The following is a 15,794-nucleotide window of genomic DNA, read 5'->3' on the forward strand; positions in this document are numbered from 1 at the left end:
TTTTAATTTAATTGTTTTTTTACGTTTTGATATTCTGTTACCATATCAAACATAATTTCTTTTATAGGTTGTACTTGGTGAATTAAACCAGCTATTTGACCTATTTCTAACTTTCCGTTTTCAACATCTCCTTCAAAAATTCCTGTTTTTAATTTTGCATTGTCATAAAAAACCTGCAAAGTTTCTTTTGTTGGATGTGTTTTATATAGATCTATCAGTTTTTGATAATACTTGTTTTTTACAATTCTTACAGGTGCCAATTCTTTAAAGGTTAATTGTGTTGTACCATCTTGCAATTCTGTAATTAGTTTTTTGAATTTTATATGTGCTGATGATTCTTCGCTTACTGCAAAACGACTCCCTATTTGAACACCATCGGCACCTAAAACCTCAGCGGCTAAAATCCCTCTACCACTTGCAATTCCACCAGCAGCAATTAACGGTATACTAATTTGTTCTTTTACCATTGGAATTAGAGTAAAAGTAGTCGTTTCTTCTCTACCATTGTGTCCTCCTGCCTCAAAACCTTCGGCAACTACAGCATCTACTCCAGCTTGTTGAGCTTTTAAAGCAAATTTTATACTGCTAACTACATGCACAACTGTAATTCCATGCGCTTTTAATTTGGCTGCCCAGGTGTTAGGGTTTCCTGCCGATGTAAAAACAATTGTTACACCTTCTTCTATCACAATATCTACCATTTTATCAATATCAGGATAAATTAACGGAAGGTTTACTCCAAAAGGTTTGTCTGTAGCTTTTTTACACTTTTGAATGTGTTCTCTAAAAACATCAGGATACATAGAACCTGCACCTATTAAACCTAAACCTCCTGCATTGCTAACAGCCGATGCTAATTTGTAACCGCTTACCCAAACCATTCCACCTTGTATAATGGAATATTTTATACCAAATAACTCTGTAATTCTATTGTTTTGCATTAATCAATCTTATATAAAGTTATTAACTGATGTTTCCCTTGATAATAATATTTTAAATAATAAAGTCCGTTAGCATAACTACTAAGATCCACCTTATTATTAGTTTCTTTTATTTCTTTGCGTGCTAAAACACGACCTGTTATAGAAAAAAGTTCAATTTTTAAAGTTTCGGTTTGTGGTTCATAAAATTGAAACTGAATACTTTCTGAATTCTTAAAAAACAAAATATCAAAAGGAACTTTGTTTGTGTTTTCTACAGGTATTAAAGATAATTGTTGTGACAAATGCCCTACTCTTAAAATTCCATAACCTCCTTGAGCGGTTGGATGCAAATAATCATCTGAGTTTTCCATGATCATTTGACGAATTTCTAAACTTGTTTTGCTTGGAAAAGCCTGCCACAAACAAGCTGAAACTCCTGCTATAATAGGTCCCGAAAAAGAAGTACCATTGCTAGCGACTACAGTATTGTTTTCATCTACTACAAACACGTTTCCTCCTTGTGCTAAAGTTTCTGGCTTTATTCTATTGTCTGCTGTGGGGCCATAAGAAGAAAAAGTAGTTATCGTTTCATTTTCGTTTACAGCTCCTACAGAAATTACTCCATCAGCATCTGCTGGGGCTGTAATATATTTCCAGGAATCGTTTCCTGAATTTCCTGCAGAATTTACCACTATCATTCCTTTTTGAGCAGCAATGCTAGCTCCTCTAGAAATAAAACTTGTTTTTCCATCCATATCAGCATAGGTATAATTGTATTTGCTTTCATCAAACTCACTATACCCTAATGATGTATTTAAAATATCTACCCCTAAACTATCTGCTTTTTCAGCAGCTTGTACCCACAAACTTTCTTCTAAAGGAGTTTCATGAGCAACATCTTCTGTTACAAACAAATAAAAACTTGCTTTGGGTGCTGTTCCTATAAATTGATTGTCAATTATTCCTGCTATGGTTGACAATACTTTTGTTCCGTGTGTAGAACCTGTTTGAGCGTAAAAATCTGTAGTATTATTTACATAATTATGTCCTCCCAATATTTCTCCGTTGCTAGAATCTCCATCTACCAAATGATGAAAAGCACCTGCTGTATCTGTTCCAAAAAAACCACTATCCATAATGGCTATTTCTATATTACTTCCATCAAAACCCGATGCATGAAAAGCCTCTACTCCCAACATACTTGTTTGGTTGGTTGCGTTTCCATAATTATAATTAGCTATTGTTTTTTCCTTATTTATTTTTGATTTTTTTTGTTGAGAAACAGTAGTAGATGACCGAATCTCATTTTTATTCGCGAATTGAATACGATCTACTCCTGTTAAATTTTGCAGATTGGATATTGCCGATGTTGTCCCTAATACATGTACTGCATTTAACCATTTAGATCTTGCCTTTACTGTAATTCCTGAACTAGTAGCTACGGATGAAACATAGTCTGGGCACAAAGGAACATCTTGTTCATTTACCGCAATGCCTTGCTTATTTCTTCTATCTAATGCTTTTTGAGTTAGCATTAAATGAGGTGCTTGTAAAAAATAAACAGCATCGGGTTTATTTTTAAAATACACCCAAGCGTGTTCTTGAACTTCTTGCTGAGCTTGAACAAAGCCCGCGTATAGAAATATCAAAAACACAAACTTTTTCATCTAGATTTATTTTACTTCTTAAAATTAAGCAATTACTCCCGATCCTAAAAGTTCATCTTCTAAATGCCAGGCTACAAATTGTCCTTCTTGTATGGCCGATTGTGGATTTTCAAACTCAACATACATTCCCCCTTCCGTTTGGTACAATGTAGCTTTTTCTAAAGGTTGACGGTAACGAATTCTTGCTGAAACCTCCATAGATTCTCCACTTTTCAAAGCTAAATCTTCTCGAATCCAATGCAATTCTGTATTGCTTACAAACAATACTTTTCTGTACAAACCAGGATGTTGTTTTCCTTCTCCTGCATAAATCACATTTTCTTTAACATCGGTTTCTATTACAAACAAAGGTTCTTGGGTTCCCCCCACAGCCAAACCTTTACGCTGTCCTTTGGTAAAATAATGAGCTCCTTGATGTTTGGCTACTGTTTTTCCACTGTGTATGGTGTAACTGTATTTTTGACTATAAAAAGCCAATTCTTCTTCTTTATTTGCAAACGTTGGAATTTCTCTTTTATAGGTTTCATAATCTTTGGCAACTTGTACAATTACTCCTTCTTTAGGTTGTAATTTTTGCTGTAAAAATTCGGGCAATCTCACTTTACCTATAAAACACAATCCTTGTGAGTCTTTTTTATCTGCAGTAACCAAATCTAATTCTTTAGCAATTTCTCTTACTTCTGGCTTGGTTAATTCTCCCACAGGAAACAAAGCTTTAGACAATTGCTCTTGTGACAATTGGCATAAAAAATAAGATTGATCTTTGTTGTTATCTACTCCTGCTTTTAATTGATATACTTCTTTTCCGTCAGAGTTTTGAACAACTCCTCTACGACAATAATGACCTGTAGCTACATAATCGGCACCTAAATCTAATGCTATTTTCATAAACACATCAAACTTAATTTCTCTATTACAAAGTACATCCGGATTGGGTGTTCTACCACGTTCGTATTCATTAAACATATAATCTACAATACGTTCTTGGTATTCCTTACTTAAATCTACTACTTGAAAAGGAATTCCTAATTTTTCTGCTACAAGCATGGCATCATTACTATCTTCTAGCCAAGGGCATTCGTTAGAAATAGTTACAGAATCATCGTGCCAGTTTTTCATAAACAAACCAATCACTTCATATCCTTGTTGCTGTAATAAATATGCAGACACACTGCTATCTACCCCTCCTGAAAGTCCAACTACTACACGTTTCATATTCAAAAAATTGAGAGTACAAAGATAGTATAAAAATAAGAGTTAGCATTCTTAACACATGTTCAAAAACAAAGGAGCTCATCTTTATGGATGAACTCCTTTATTTTTGATATTTATTCTTTTTTAGAAGTTGCTTTTTTTCTTCTTATATTTTCCAGAATTTGTTCGTCAGACAATTTTGTTTCTTGCAACAACTCTGTTTCTTTTTGTTGTTTTTTTTCTATGTTTTGCAAAATTTCTTCGTCTGTTAACTTTCTTATTTTGTTTTTTTCTTCTTGTGCTTGTTTTAACTTTATGTTTCTTAAAATAAGTGCATCATCTAATCTTTTGTATTCTTTAATTTTATCATCCATTTTAGATGCAATACTTTCTAAAATAGCATCATCGCTTATTTTAGAGTATGTTTTTTTCTCTCCTTTTTTTCCTTTGATGTTTTTTAGTATTTCTTCATCAGATAAAGGTTGATAACTTGGTTCTTTTTCTCTTTTCCTTTCTATATTTTCTAAAATATCTTCATCAGACAATTTAGGATATACTCTCTTTTTTTCTTTTTTACCTTCTATATTAGCTAAAATATCTTCGTTTGTAGGGTGTAATCTTTGTTTGTTAGGCACTTTATAGCCCATGTATTCTCCTTTTATATAAAAATCCCACTTTCCTACTTTGTAATCTTTATAATACAGTCCTGTTTCTTTTATATCTCCATTGGTTTCGTAGAATTTGGTACGTCCGTGTAACAGTCCGTTTTCATAGGTCATTTCGTGCAACACTACACCTTTTTGAGAATATCTTGTAGAAACTCCATCTAGTTTTCCGTTTATGTATTCACTCTCCTCTGCTTTGTTTCCGTTTTTAAAAAACACAATTCTTTTTCCATGTAAAACACCCTCTTGGTATTCTTCTGTTAGAATTATATTTCCTTTTGTATCATAATATTTCCAAAGCCCAATGCGTTTTTTACCTAACATTTGCCCATCGCTTTGCAAAGTTCCATTAATGTCGTAAAAAATTACATCTGCAATGTTTGAATTGGAATTGAATATTTTTTTTATTGCAGGGTAATTGTTGATGATTTTATTTTCATAGAAATAAAAAATTCCTACTTCTTTACCATGATTGAACTTTCCTGAATATCTAATTCTACCTGAATCGTATCTTTTTTCCCAATAACCATGTCTATTTCCTTGTGCATCAAACTGATTGATTTTTTGAGCAAAAATTACAAACGGCAACAAAAACAGTAAAAAGAAAGTTGTTTTTAGCTTCATTTAAATAAAAATTAAAGGTTTATACCTAATTATTAATGATGGATTAGACGAGTGTTCATCTAGTATTTTATCAAAATAAAAAATTGAAATTACAAAGTTTAAAGTATACTAAAAAACATCTTTTAACTTTTCTTATTTTAATGTACTTTTGTCGCTTAAATATTTAAAAAGAAATGAGTTTATCCAATTTAAATGCCATCTCTCCTATTGATGGAAGATATAGAGGAAAAGTAGAATCTTTAGCTGCTTATTATTCTGAAGAAGCATTAATTAAATATAGAGTAAAAGTTGAAATTGAGTATTTTATTGCTTTGTGTGAAATTCCTTTACCACAATTAGAGGACTTTAACACTGACTTATTTGCTGAGTTAAGAAAAGTATATACAAACTTTACTCCTGCCGATGCTCAAAAAATTAAAGATATTGAAAGTGTTACCAACCATGATGTAAAAGCGGTTGAATACTTTATTAAAGAAAAGTTTGATGCTTTAGACTTGCAACCGTTTAAAGAGTTTATCCATTTTGGATTGACTTCTCAGGACATTAACAACACTGCAATTCCATTGTCTATTAAAGATATGTTTAACGAAGTATACGATGCTGAATTAGAAGCAGTAGTTGCTAAGTTAAAAGAATTGGCTACCGAATGGAAAGATGTATCTATGTTGGCACGTACACACGGACAACCTGCATCGCCTACTCGTTTGGGGAAAGAAATTATGGTTTTTGTAGAACGAATTAACCAACAAGTTAACTTGTTAAAACAAATTCCACACGCAGCTAAATTTGGAGGAGCAACAGGAAACTTTAATGCTCACCATGTTGCGTACCCAAATATTGACTGGAAATCTTTTGGAACTGATTTTGTTGAAAACAAATTAGGATTACACCATTCTTTTCCAACAACCCAAATAGAACATTACGACCATATGGCAGCTATTTTTGATGCTGTTAAAAGAATAAACACTATTATTATTGATTTAGATAGAGATGTTTGGACTTATGTTTCTAACGACTATTTTAAACAAAAAATAAAAAAAGGAGAAGTAGGTTCTTCTGCAATGCCACACAAAGTAAATCCTATTGATTTTGAAAACTCTGAAGGAAACTTAGGAATTGCAAATGCTATTTTTGAACACTTAGCAATAAAATTACCTGTGTCTAGATTACAGCGTGATTTAACAGATTCTACTGTTTTAAGAAATGTAGGTGTTCCTTTTGGACATACTTTAATTGGTTTTGCTTCTACATTAAAAGGTTTAGGTAAATTGTTAATTAATCGTGATGCTTTTGCTAACGACTTAGAAAACAATTGGGCTGTTGTAGCCGAAGCTATTCAAACTATTTTACGTAGAGAGGCTTATCCAAACCCATATGAAGCTTTAAAGGGTTTGACTCGTGTAAACGAAAAAATTACTGGAGATACTATTGCTAATTTTATTGATACATTAGAGGTTTCTGATGACATTAAAGCAGAGTTAAAAGTAATTACTCCTAGTAACTATACAGGAATCTAATTCATGAGATTTATAATATATATCTTACTAACATCCGTTTTTATTTCTTGCAACACAGGAAACAAAACGGATGTTACGCTTTTTAAAACCGGACATTTTAAAACTTACTTAGGAGAGCGTAAAGACAGTTCTAATTTTTATAGAACAGATAAATTTCAAATAGAAACCTACAAAAATCAAGTAGACACTTTTGATATTTATTGGAAATCTAGTTTTGAATATGAACTTAGAAAAGTAAATCCTACCAGTAAGTTAGATAGCATTCCTTTTGTAGTAAAAATTACTGCTATTAAAGACAATTACTATAAATTTAAAGGATCTTATTTAGGAAGCCATTTTAAACAAGAAGGTATTACCTATAAAATAAAAGAGTAATTTTTTTACTTCTACACAAAACAAAAACAAGCTAAGAAATTCTTAACTTGTTTTTTTATTTATAGGCATACCTAATCCTTTTTTAAAAGAAAAAATATTCTCAAAAAACAATTATGTACAAACCGTTTTTTTTACTTGTTTTTTTTTATTGTGGCTTGCAAGCACAGAATAACTTTACCCAACAAGACTCTTTAAGAGGAAGTATTACCAAAGAAAGAGCCTGGTGGAATGTGTTAAAATACACGTTAGACATTTCTGTATTTCCAGAAACCAAAACAATATCTGGTAGCAATACCATTACCTATAAAGTAACAAAACCATACCAAACGCTTCAGTTTGAACTGCAAGATCCTTTGGTTATAGATTCCATTATTCAACAAAAAAAAACTCTTACATATACTAAAAAAAGAATTAGTTATTTTGTACATCTTACCAAACATCAACAAACAAATAATACAGAAAACATAACCATTTACTATCATGGAAAACCCAAAGAAGCCATAAATCCACCTTGGGATGGCGGTATTGTATGGAGTAAAGACACACACAACAACCCTTTTATAGCTAGTGCCAACCAAGCCATTGGTTCTAGTGTTTGGTGGCCTTGCAAAGATCATCCTGCAGATGAAGCAGAACGTATGGAAATAACGGTAACCTGTCCTACTCCACTAATCAATGTATCTAACGGAACATGCACCCGAATTACTAGGAATAAAAACAATACGAGTTCTTATACTTGGGAGGTTAACAGCCCTATTAATGATTATGGTATTAGTTTAAACATTGCTAATTATGCTCATTTTAATGAAACCTATCAAGGAATAAACGGAAATTTAAATTGTGATTATTATGTATTGTCATCCAATTACTTAAAAGCCAAAATTCAATTTAAAGACGTTGCCAAAACCTTAAAAGCTTTTGAACATTGGATGGGACCTTATCCCTTTTATAAAGATGGATACAAGTTAGTAGAAGTTCCTTATTTAGGAATGGAGCATCAGAGTTGTATTGGTTACGGAAACCAATACAAAAAAGGCTATTTGGGAAAAAAAATGGGACTTTCTCCTTGGGGCTTAGAGTTTGATTATATTATTGTACACGAATCTGGTCACGAATGGTTTGCCAATAACATTACCTGTAAAGATGTTGCCGATTTATGGATCCATGAATCTTTTACCACCTATGCAGAAAGTTTATTTATTGATTATTATTACGGAACACAAGCAGCCAATGAATATGTACAAGGATTAAAACCATTTGTAAAAAATGACAAACCTATAATAGGGAAATTTAATGTACACAATGAAGGTAGTGGAGATATGTATTTTAAAGGGAGTTTAATGCTCCATACCCTTAGACAAATTATAAATGATGATGTTTTATGGAGAAGCATTTTAACAGGTTTGAACCAAACATTTTATCACAAAACTGTTAGCGGATCAGAAATTATAGAGTTTATAAACTCTAAGACTTCCATCAACCTAAAACCTTTTTTTAACCAGTATTTACATACCACTAAAATTCCTACACTTGTTTTAAAACAAGATGGAAATTCAATTACTTACCAATGGAAAAACACAGTCGCTCATTTTTCTATTCCCGTTAAAGTATATATAAAAAATAAAGAATTCTGGATTACTCCTAACACAAACAACAAACAAAGAATAAAAGGAAAGCTAGACGATTTAAAGGTAGATCTTAATTATTACATCCATGTTCAAAAAAATAAGCATTAAAAAAGCCCAATTGAAAATTTCAATTGGGCTTTTTTAATCTATTATAGACCTTATCTGTACTTAGCAGCTAACTTTTTAGCTTCAGGTAAATAAGATTTTAAAGTACTAATTCTAGAATCATTAGAAGGGTGTGTACTTAAAAATTCTGGTTGAGAAGCTCCACCTAATGCTTTCATTCGTTGCCAAACCGCTACAGCTTCTTCTCCGTTATATCCTGCCATAATCATAAAAACCAATCCTAATTTATCAGCTTCTGTTTCATGAGTTCTGCTATATTTTAGCATTCCTAACTGCGACCCAATACCGTAAGCCATATTCCACATTTGTTGTGTTTTTTCATCTTGAGTAGATGTACCAATAGCAACTGCAGCACCTGCATATTGTTGAATTTGAGAAGAACTCATACGTTCTTGTCCATGTTTTGCAAAAGCATGAGCAACCTCATGCCCCATAATAGCCGCAATTCCATCTGTATTTTTAGCAACAGGTAAAATTCCCGTATAAAAAACCACTTTTCCTCCTGGCATACACCAAGCGTTTAACTGATCGTCTTCTACCAAATTAAACTCCCAACGGTAGCTATCTGCTTCAGCAGACATTCCGTTTTTACGCATAAACTTATCAACCGCAGTAGAAATTCTAGCTCCAACTTGCTTTATTTCTTTTGTTTTGCTTGTGTTGGTCGATATTTTATTCTCTTTTAAAAAAGCATCGTATTGCGAAAAACTTGTAGGTAGCACACTGGCATCAGACACAAAATTTAATCTTTTTCTACCTGTAATAGGTACTGTAGAACATGCTGTTAAAAAAAAAGCGATTAATATTAATGAGATGATTTTATTCATTTTTTTGTATTTTGTTTCATTACAAATATAATATTTGAAACCTTATTAGGTAATGATTTCAATCAACAATCGACCTAATATAAAACCTTTATTTATGAAAAAATCAATTCAATCTATTGTCTTTCTTATTTTTTGTATTACAATCCCTCTATTTGCTCAAAAAAAAGTAACAAAAACAGATGCCGAATGGAAACAACAATTAACCACAAAACAATATTATATTCTTAGACAAAAAGGAACTGAACGTGCTTTTAGTGGAGAGTACAACAAACATTACAAAACAGGTATTTATTACTGTGCTGGTTGTAACACCCCTTTATTTAACTCTAACACTAAATTTGATTCAGGAACTGGTTGGCCATCTTTTGACAATCACATTGCAAAAAATGTAGATTTTTTAATAGACAAAAAATACGGAATGATTAGAACCGAAATTGTATGTGCTGTTTGTAACGGACACTTAGGACATATGTTTACCGATGGCCCTAAAAAAACAACCGGAAAAAGATACTGTGTAAATTCAGCCTCATTGGTTTTCAAAAAAAAACACTCAAACTAACATAAGTCAATCATTTTTAAATAGTTATTACATAACTTTAGAATCCCACAATTTTTATAAAGAGTTAAATCTTCATCAAAACCAAAGGGAAATAAATAGTATTTGTTTTTATGTTTTACAAATTTGACCCTCCAATTTTGGAGGGTTTTTTGTTGGGTAGAAACTCTTTAATAAGTAAGCAGATTCTTGTATATTTGCACCTTAACTTTAACAAAGTAAATTACAGCATATGTTTAATAATTTATCAGATAAACTAGATAAAGCCTTACATCTTTTAAAAGGACACGGAAAAATAACAGAAGTAAATGTAGCAGAAACGCTAAAAGAAGTACGTAGAGCATTATTAGATGCCGATGTAAACTTTAAAATTGCAAAAGAATTTACCGTAAGAGTTAAAGAAAAAGCCATTGGTCAAGACGTATTAACTACCCTAAACCCTGGTCAGTTAATGGTTAAATTAGTCAAAGACGAATTGACTGATTTAATGGGAGGAGAAACTGCAGGTGTTAATTTAACAGGAAATCCAACCGTAATTTTAATGGCAGGTTTACAAGGTTCTGGTAAAACTACCTTTTCTGGTAAACTAGCCAATTACTTAAAAACCAAAAAAACAAAACAAGTATTATTAGTGGGTGCCGATGTCTATCGACCTGCAGCCATTAATCAATTACAAGTTGTAGGAGAACAAATAGGTGTTGATGTATATGCAGAACCTGAAAACAAAAATCCTGTTGAAATTGCTTTAAACGCAATTAGCCATGCCAAAGCTAATGGTAAAAACACTGTTATTATAGATACCGCTGGTCGTTTGGCTATTGATGAAGCTTTAATGACCGAAATTTCTAACATTCATAAAGCTGTAAATCCACAAGAAACTTTATTTGTTGTAGATTCTATGACAGGACAAGATGCTGTAAATACTGCCAAGGCTTTTAACGATTTGTTAAATTTTGATGGAGTTGTATTAACAAAGTTAGATGGTGATACACGTGGTGGAGCTGCTTTAACCATTAAATCTGTAGTAAACAAACCCATTAAATTTATTGGTACTGGAGAAAAAATGGAAGCTATTGATGTTTTCTATCCAGACCGTATGGCAGATCGTATTTTGGGAATGGGAGATGTAGTCTCTTTAGTAGAACGTGCCCAAGAACAATTTGACGAGGAAGAAGCTAGAAAATTGCAAAAGAAAATTGCAAAAAATCAATTTGGTTTTGACGATTTCTTAGGACAAATTCAGCAAATTAAAAAAATGGGGAACATGAAAGACTTGGTAGGAATGATACCAGGTGCAGGAAAAGCCCTTAAAGATGTAGATATTGATGATGATGCTTTTAAAGGAATAGAAGCCATTATTAATTCTATGACTCCTTTAGAAAGAACAGAACCTAAAACTATTAACGCATCTCGTAAAAAAAGAATTGCAAAAGGATCTGGAACAAGCATAACAGAAGTTAACCAACTGTTAAAACAATTCTTTCAAATGAGTAAAATGATGAAGATGATGCAAGGAGGAGGTGCCAAAAAAATGATGCAAATGATGGGTGGTATGAAAGGTGGAATGCCTGGAATGTAATATTTTTTGTAGTTGGTACTGAGTAGTTGGTACTGAGTATTTTTACAACAATTGAATATAAAACTTAATACTTTGTACACTGTACTTAGTACTAAATAACAACAAGATGACAATATTAGACGGTAAAAAAACCTCTGCAGACATCAAAGCTGAAATTGCAGAAAAAGTAAAAGAATTAAAAGCACAAGGTAAAAAAACACCTCACTTAGCAGCAGTTATTGTTGGGAATGATGGGGCTAGTAAAACCTATGTAGGAGCTAAAGTAAAAGCTTGTGAATTGGTTGGTTTTGATTCTACTTTAGTAGAACTACCAGAAGAAACTACAGAAGCTGAATTGTTAGCTAAGATTGATGAGCTAAACAATAATGATGCGGTTGATGGTTACATTGTACAATTACCACTACCTAAGCACATTGATGAGCACAAAGTTTTATTAGCTGTAGATGCCACCAAAGATGTTGATGGTTTCCACCCTACAAACGTAGGTAGAATGGCTTTAGAATTGCCTACTTTTTTACCTGCCACTCCTTATGGAGTTATGGAGTTATTAGAACGTTACAAAGTTCCTACTTCGGGTAAAAATGTAGTTGTTATTGGTCGTTCTCATATTGTAGGTCGTCCTATGAGTATTTTAATGTCTCAAAAAAGAGCAGCAGGAGATGCTACTGTAACCGTAGCACACTCTAGAACAGCCAATTTAAAAGAACTAACTTTAAAAGCTGATATAATTGTAGTAGCCTTAGGAGTTGCTGAATTTTTAACAGGAGATATGGTTAAAGAAGGAGTAACTATTATTGATGTAGGGATTACTCGTTTAGACGATGCTACTAAAAAAAGCGGTTTCCGTTTAGCAGGAGATGTTCATTTTGAATCTGTAGCACCAAAAGCAAGTTTTATTACTCCAGTTCCTGGTGGTGTAGGTCCTATGACTATTGCTATGTTGTTAAAAAACACGCTATTAGCAGGAGAACAAAAAGCTTAGGTTTAGCTCTCTACTATGATAAAAAAAAGGCATTCTAAATTTTAGGATGCCTTTTTTATGTTCTTCAAAATTTACTATTCCTCTAACCATACAGTAAATGAAGTAAACTTTGCTTCATCTGGAATTTGAGCTTTGTCTATTTCTCCTAATGTAAATGTTTTGATTCCTAATTCTTGTTTGTCCATGGTAAAAGTTGCATTAATATCTTTTACAAAAACAGTAACAGATTTAAAGCTTGCCTCTAATTTTTCTATCGTATGATTTACGTTTACATCATTAAATGTTGAAGCCACTCCAACCTCTGCTTTTGTTTGGTAAGCTTCGCTAAATACAGTAACGCTTTTTATTTTAGAAACAGAATCTAAAGGGTTTATTGGAGATATTGACAACAACAACTCTCCTCCTTTTTTATAAATTAAATGCGTATCATTATCTAAAACATAATCACTTACATTCCCTAAATCTCCTTCACTATATCTAGACACAATAGAATCATTTTTAAATAATTCTGTCAAATCTTTAACTGTAGTTGTGTTGGTTATAGGTCCTACTTTGTTTAAAGCTATTGATGTGTTAGGTTTAGAACAAGCAAAAACCAACAAACAAATTGTGAAAAGAGAGATAATTTTTTTCATTTTTATTTCGTTTTAAGCTTCCAAAGTTACACAAATCTTATAGTTTATCTGCTTAAAACCTTTAACCAACAAATAATTTTTATTCTTTATTTTCTTGTATCTTTGCACTCCACAAAACTATACGCATGGACATTAAAACCAAAGAGCTTGTAAATAAAGGTATTATGCTTCCGTTAATGGAAGAGTTTTACACCATACAAGGAGAAGGAAATCATACAGGAACAGCTGCTTATTTTATTAGAGTAGGTGGTTGCGATGTAGGTTGTCATTGGTGCGATGTAAAAGAAAGTTGGGATGCCAATTTACATCCGCCCACACATGCAGATCTTATTGTAGAAAACGCTAGTAAATACAAAACTATTGTAATTACTGGTGGTGAACCATTAATGTGGGACATGCAATATTTAACAGAATCTTTGCAAAATAAAGGACTGCAAACACATATAGAAACTTCGGGTGCATATCCGCTAAGCGGACAGTGGGATTGGATTTGTTTGTCTCCTAAAAAAACAAAATTACCTTTAGAGGGTATTTACCCAGAAGCTCATGAACTAAAAATGATTATTCACAACAAGAGTGATTTTGAATTTGCTGAGCAACAAGCGGCTAAAGTTTCTGATAAATGTACTTTGTACCTACAGCCAGAATGGAGTAAAAAAGAAACAATGACTCCACAAATTGTAGACTATGTAATGAAAAATCCTCAATGGAAAATTTCTTTACAAACACACAAGTATTTAAATATTCCTTAAATTTTAGCCTTTACTAGTTCTAAAATTTGATCAAACTGTTGTTCTCTAGACAAATTAGAATTGTCTATTTCTATAGCATCCTCTGCCATAACTAGCGGAGAATCTTTACGTGTAGTATCTATATGATCGCGTTCTACTACATTATCATAAACCTCATCAAAAGTAACAGTTGTATTTCCTTTTTGTTGTAACTCGTTGTATCTTCTTTGCGCTCTTGTATTGGCAGATGCCGTCATAAATAATTTCAGCTCAGCATTAGGAAACACTACTGTTCCAATATCTCTACCATCCATAACAATTCCTTTAGACATTCCCATTTGCTGTTGTAAAGTCACTAGTTTTTGTCTTACTTCTGATATTGCTGCAACTTTACTCACGTAAGAGGACACTTCCATTCCTCTAATTTTAGACTCTACATTTACATTATTTAAATAAACTTCTGAAAACCCTAAAGATGGATTGTATTGAAACGTAATTTGAACATTTTCTAAATCTTGTATTAACAACTCTTTGTTTATTTGGTCATTTTTAACGTAACCATTTTGCAACGCATACAATGCAACCGCTCTATACATAGCTCCTGTATCTACATAAACATATCCTAAATATTTGGCTAATTGTTTGGCAACTGTACTTTTACCTGTTGATGAAAATCCATCAATAGCCACAATAATTTTTGATTCCATAAATTACAAATGTAGTGTTAGTCCAAAGGTACTATACTTTGCCCCTTCTTGAAATTTTGCAAAAGCATAATCAAATTTAATGTACTTGGTATTTATTCCTAAACCATAGGTTAATCCTGCTCCTGTTCTAGCTTCGTTTAATTGAAACTCTTGTGATCTACGGTGATTGTAACCTATTCTTAAATTCAACTTTTTTTCTGGCCAAAGTTCTGCTCCTACAGAAAGATGCCTTAAACCATTAGAGATCTTATTAATTTTTTCTTGAGTAACATTTCCGTTTAAATCTACTTTTTCTTTTGATGGATTTGGGGTACTTATATCCCAATTACTCAAATCATCTATAGCTCCATATATTTTAATAGGCACATGTTCTAGATTATATTCTGCTGCAATAATAACATTTTTACTTACTTGCTCTTCTCTATCTAAATACAAAGTAGTTTGTTCTCCTAAATTCCTAACAACTACAGAAACAACAAAAGGTAACTTTGGGTGAAAATAAGTTAGCCCTAAATCGTACAAAATAGCTGATGATGTATAGGTATCTATTTTTGAGGATACATATTTTAAACTTGCTCCAAAAGCAACCTGTTTATATGTGTAGCTGTACCCTAAATTAAAAGCTATATCTCTAGCAGAAAAAACACCTACTACTTCGGGTCCCGAAGCTTCTGTTCTGTCCAAATCTCCATACCCAAAATATTGAACACCTAGAAATGCAGTTCCGTATTCTGGTTTTATAGATCTGGCATATACCATAGAGCCTACATTGATATCGGAAATATAATTGACAAAATTTATAGAAACATCGTTACTAATGTTAGGATTTGCAGCAGATGGATTCCATAGAACTTGAGACACATCGTTTTTACTGGTTAAGGTAACACCTCCTAAAGCTATTTGTTTGGGAGAAGTAGGTGCATTTAAAAAAGCATAAACTGTTTCACCTCCTGTTTGAGAAAACAAGTTTTGAGAAAGAAAAATAAATACACTTACTATTAAATATCTCATGCAGATGTTAAACGTTGAACAAATATAAATGCTTCAAATTAAAATAC

General features: G+C 32.4%; 15 protein-coding genes. 7 read left to right on the plus strand and 8 right to left on the minus strand.

Annotated features, from left to right (window positions below; all coding sequences use genetic code 11):
• Positions 1–2: 2 nt before the first annotated feature.
• The 4 genes from ACY2IJ_RS05120 to ACY2IJ_RS05135 all read right to left on the minus strand — a co-directional run bounded on the left by ACY2IJ_RS05120 (position 3) and on the right by ACY2IJ_RS05135 (position 5,073).
• Positions 3–941: an NAD(P)H-dependent flavin oxidoreductase gene (locus tag ACY2IJ_RS05120; protein ID WP_476726077.1), complete on the minus strand. Its 939-nt coding sequence runs from the start codon at positions 939–941 to the stop codon at positions 3–5.
• Positions 941–2,590: a S8 family serine peptidase gene (locus tag ACY2IJ_RS05125; protein WP_476726078.1), complete on the minus strand. Its 1,650-nt coding sequence runs from the start codon at positions 2,588–2,590 to the stop codon at positions 941–943. The genes ACY2IJ_RS05120 and ACY2IJ_RS05125 overlap by 1 nt, the downstream gene beginning before the upstream one ends.
• 24 nt (positions 2,591–2,614) lie before the next feature.
• Positions 2,615–3,805, minus strand: coding sequence for a tRNA 2-thiouridine(34) synthase MnmA (mnmA, locus tag ACY2IJ_RS05130; protein ID WP_476726079.1), 1,191 nt, complete (start codon positions 3,803–3,805; stop codon positions 2,615–2,617).
• Positions 3,806–3,918: 113 nt separating this feature from the next.
• On the minus strand, positions 3,919–5,073 hold the full coding sequence (locus ACY2IJ_RS05135; protein WP_476726080.1) for a toxin-antitoxin system YwqK family antitoxin: 1,155 nt from the start codon (positions 5,071–5,073) through the stop codon (positions 3,919–3,921).
• A gap of 173 nt (positions 5,074–5,246) precedes the next feature.
• Here ACY2IJ_RS05135 and purB point away from each other — a divergent pair, with 173 nt between their 5' ends.
• From purB to ACY2IJ_RS05150, 3 genes are all read left to right on the plus strand, one after another.
• On the plus strand, positions 5,247–6,590 hold the full coding sequence (purB, locus tag ACY2IJ_RS05140; RefSeq protein WP_476726081.1) for an adenylosuccinate lyase: 1,344 nt from the start codon (positions 5,247–5,249) through the stop codon (positions 6,588–6,590).
• 3 nt (positions 6,591–6,593) lie between these two features.
• The gene (locus tag ACY2IJ_RS05145) at positions 6,594–6,965 is read left to right on the plus strand and encodes a hypothetical protein (RefSeq protein ID WP_476726082.1); all 372 of its coding nucleotides are present in this window, start codon (positions 6,594–6,596) and stop codon (positions 6,963–6,965) included.
• A gap of 113 nt (positions 6,966–7,078) precedes the next feature.
• The gene (locus ACY2IJ_RS05150; RefSeq protein WP_476726083.1) at positions 7,079–8,701 is read left to right on the plus strand and encodes a M1 family metallopeptidase; all 1,623 of its coding nucleotides are present in this window, start codon (positions 7,079–7,081) and stop codon (positions 8,699–8,701) included.
• A 50-nt stretch (positions 8,702–8,751) separates the two neighbouring features.
• Here ACY2IJ_RS05150 and ACY2IJ_RS05155 read toward each other — a convergent pair whose 3' ends face one another.
• Complete coding sequence (locus ACY2IJ_RS05155) at positions 8,752–9,546, minus strand: M48 family metallopeptidase (RefSeq protein WP_476726084.1); 795 nt, start codon at positions 9,544–9,546, stop codon at positions 8,752–8,754.
• Positions 9,547–9,640: 94 nt separating this feature from the next.
• Between ACY2IJ_RS05155 and msrB the strand changes: the two genes are divergently transcribed.
• The 3 genes from msrB (at position 9,641) to ACY2IJ_RS05170 (ending at position 12,663) form a co-directional block, all read left to right on the plus strand.
• The gene (msrB, locus tag ACY2IJ_RS05160; protein ID WP_476726085.1) at positions 9,641–10,105 is read left to right on the plus strand and encodes a peptide-methionine (R)-S-oxide reductase MsrB; all 465 of its coding nucleotides are present in this window, start codon (positions 9,641–9,643) and stop codon (positions 10,103–10,105) included.
• Positions 10,106–10,334: 229 nt separating this feature from the next.
• Positions 10,335–11,681 (plus strand): signal recognition particle protein, encoded by a 1,347-nt coding sequence (gene ffh, locus ACY2IJ_RS05165; protein WP_476726086.1) that lies wholly within the window; start codon positions 10,335–10,337, stop codon positions 11,679–11,681.
• Positions 11,682–11,787: 106 nt separating this feature from the next.
• The gene (locus ACY2IJ_RS05170) at positions 11,788–12,663 is read left to right on the plus strand and encodes a bifunctional 5,10-methylenetetrahydrofolate dehydrogenase/5,10-methenyltetrahydrofolate cyclohydrolase (RefSeq protein WP_476726087.1); all 876 of its coding nucleotides are present in this window, start codon (positions 11,788–11,790) and stop codon (positions 12,661–12,663) included.
• A gap of 74 nt (positions 12,664–12,737) precedes the next feature.
• Here the strand turns inward: ACY2IJ_RS05170 and ACY2IJ_RS05175 are convergent, their stop codons facing one another.
• Entirely contained in the window at positions 12,738–13,298 is a 561-nt protein-coding gene (locus ACY2IJ_RS05175) for a hypothetical protein (RefSeq protein WP_476726088.1), read from the minus strand.
• Between the two features lie 125 nt (positions 13,299–13,423).
• On the opposite strand from ACY2IJ_RS05175, the gene ACY2IJ_RS05180 reads away from it, so the two are divergent.
• On the plus strand, positions 13,424–14,050 hold the full coding sequence (locus ACY2IJ_RS05180) for a 7-carboxy-7-deazaguanine synthase QueE (RefSeq protein WP_476726089.1): 627 nt from the start codon (positions 13,424–13,426) through the stop codon (positions 14,048–14,050).
• Here ACY2IJ_RS05180 and cmk read toward each other — a convergent pair.
• Together cmk and porQ are read right to left on the minus strand one after the other, a co-directional pair.
• Entirely contained in the window at positions 14,047–14,736 is a 690-nt protein-coding gene (gene cmk / locus ACY2IJ_RS05185) for a (d)CMP kinase (protein WP_476726090.1), read from the minus strand. The two genes, ACY2IJ_RS05180 and cmk, sit on opposite strands and share 4 nt — an antisense overlap.
• 3 nt (positions 14,737–14,739) lie before the next feature.
• Positions 14,740–15,747, minus strand: coding sequence for a type IX secretion system protein PorQ (porQ, locus tag ACY2IJ_RS05190; RefSeq protein ID WP_476726091.1), 1,008 nt, complete (start codon positions 15,745–15,747; stop codon positions 14,740–14,742).
• Positions 15,748–15,794: the final 47 nt, after the last annotated feature.

This window comes from Wenyingzhuangia gracilariae, from assembly GCF_056387575.1.

What these genes read in the sequence shown, in the direction of transcription:
- msrB (WP_476726085.1), top strand. Translation starts at nt 9,641, where the DNA reads ATGAAAAAATCAATTCAATCTATTGTCTTTCTTATTTTTTGTATTACA.
- porQ (WP_476726091.1), bottom strand. Translation starts at nt 15,747, where the DNA reads ATGAGATATTTAATAGTAAGTGTATTTATTTTTCTTTCTCAAAACTTG.
- ACY2IJ_RS05145 (WP_476726082.1), top strand. Translation starts at nt 6,594, where the DNA reads ATGAGATTTATAATATATATCTTACTAACATCCGTTTTTATTTCTTGC.
- ACY2IJ_RS05155 (WP_476726084.1), bottom strand. Translation starts at nt 9,546, where the DNA reads ATGAATAAAATCATCTCATTAATATTAATCGCTTTTTTTTTAACAGCA.
- ACY2IJ_RS05120 (WP_476726077.1), bottom strand. Translation starts at nt 941, where the DNA reads ATGCAAAACAATAGAATTACAGAGTTATTTGGTATAAAATATTCCATT.
- ACY2IJ_RS05180 (WP_476726089.1), top strand. Translation starts at nt 13,424, where the DNA reads ATGGACATTAAAACCAAAGAGCTTGTAAATAAAGGTATTATGCTTCCG.
- cmk (WP_476726090.1), bottom strand. Translation starts at nt 14,736, where the DNA reads ATGGAATCAAAAATTATTGTGGCTATTGATGGATTTTCATCAACAGGT.
- ACY2IJ_RS05125 (WP_476726078.1), bottom strand. Translation starts at nt 2,590, where the DNA reads ATGAAAAAGTTTGTGTTTTTGATATTTCTATACGCGGGCTTTGTTCAA.
- ffh (WP_476726086.1), top strand. Translation starts at nt 10,335, where the DNA reads ATGTTTAATAATTTATCAGATAAACTAGATAAAGCCTTACATCTTTTA.
- ACY2IJ_RS05170 (WP_476726087.1), top strand. Translation starts at nt 11,788, where the DNA reads ATGACAATATTAGACGGTAAAAAAACCTCTGCAGACATCAAAGCTGAA.
- ACY2IJ_RS05135 (WP_476726080.1), bottom strand. Translation starts at nt 5,073, where the DNA reads ATGAAGCTAAAAACAACTTTCTTTTTACTGTTTTTGTTGCCGTTTGTA.
- purB (WP_476726081.1), top strand. Translation starts at nt 5,247, where the DNA reads ATGAGTTTATCCAATTTAAATGCCATCTCTCCTATTGATGGAAGATAT.
- mnmA (WP_476726079.1), bottom strand. Translation starts at nt 3,805, where the DNA reads ATGAAACGTGTAGTAGTTGGACTTTCAGGAGGGGTAGATAGCAGTGTG.
- ACY2IJ_RS05175 (WP_476726088.1), bottom strand. Translation starts at nt 13,298, where the DNA reads ATGAAAAAAATTATCTCTCTTTTCACAATTTGTTTGTTGGTTTTTGCT.
- ACY2IJ_RS05150 (WP_476726083.1), top strand. Translation starts at nt 7,079, where the DNA reads ATGTACAAACCGTTTTTTTTACTTGTTTTTTTTTATTGTGGCTTGCAA.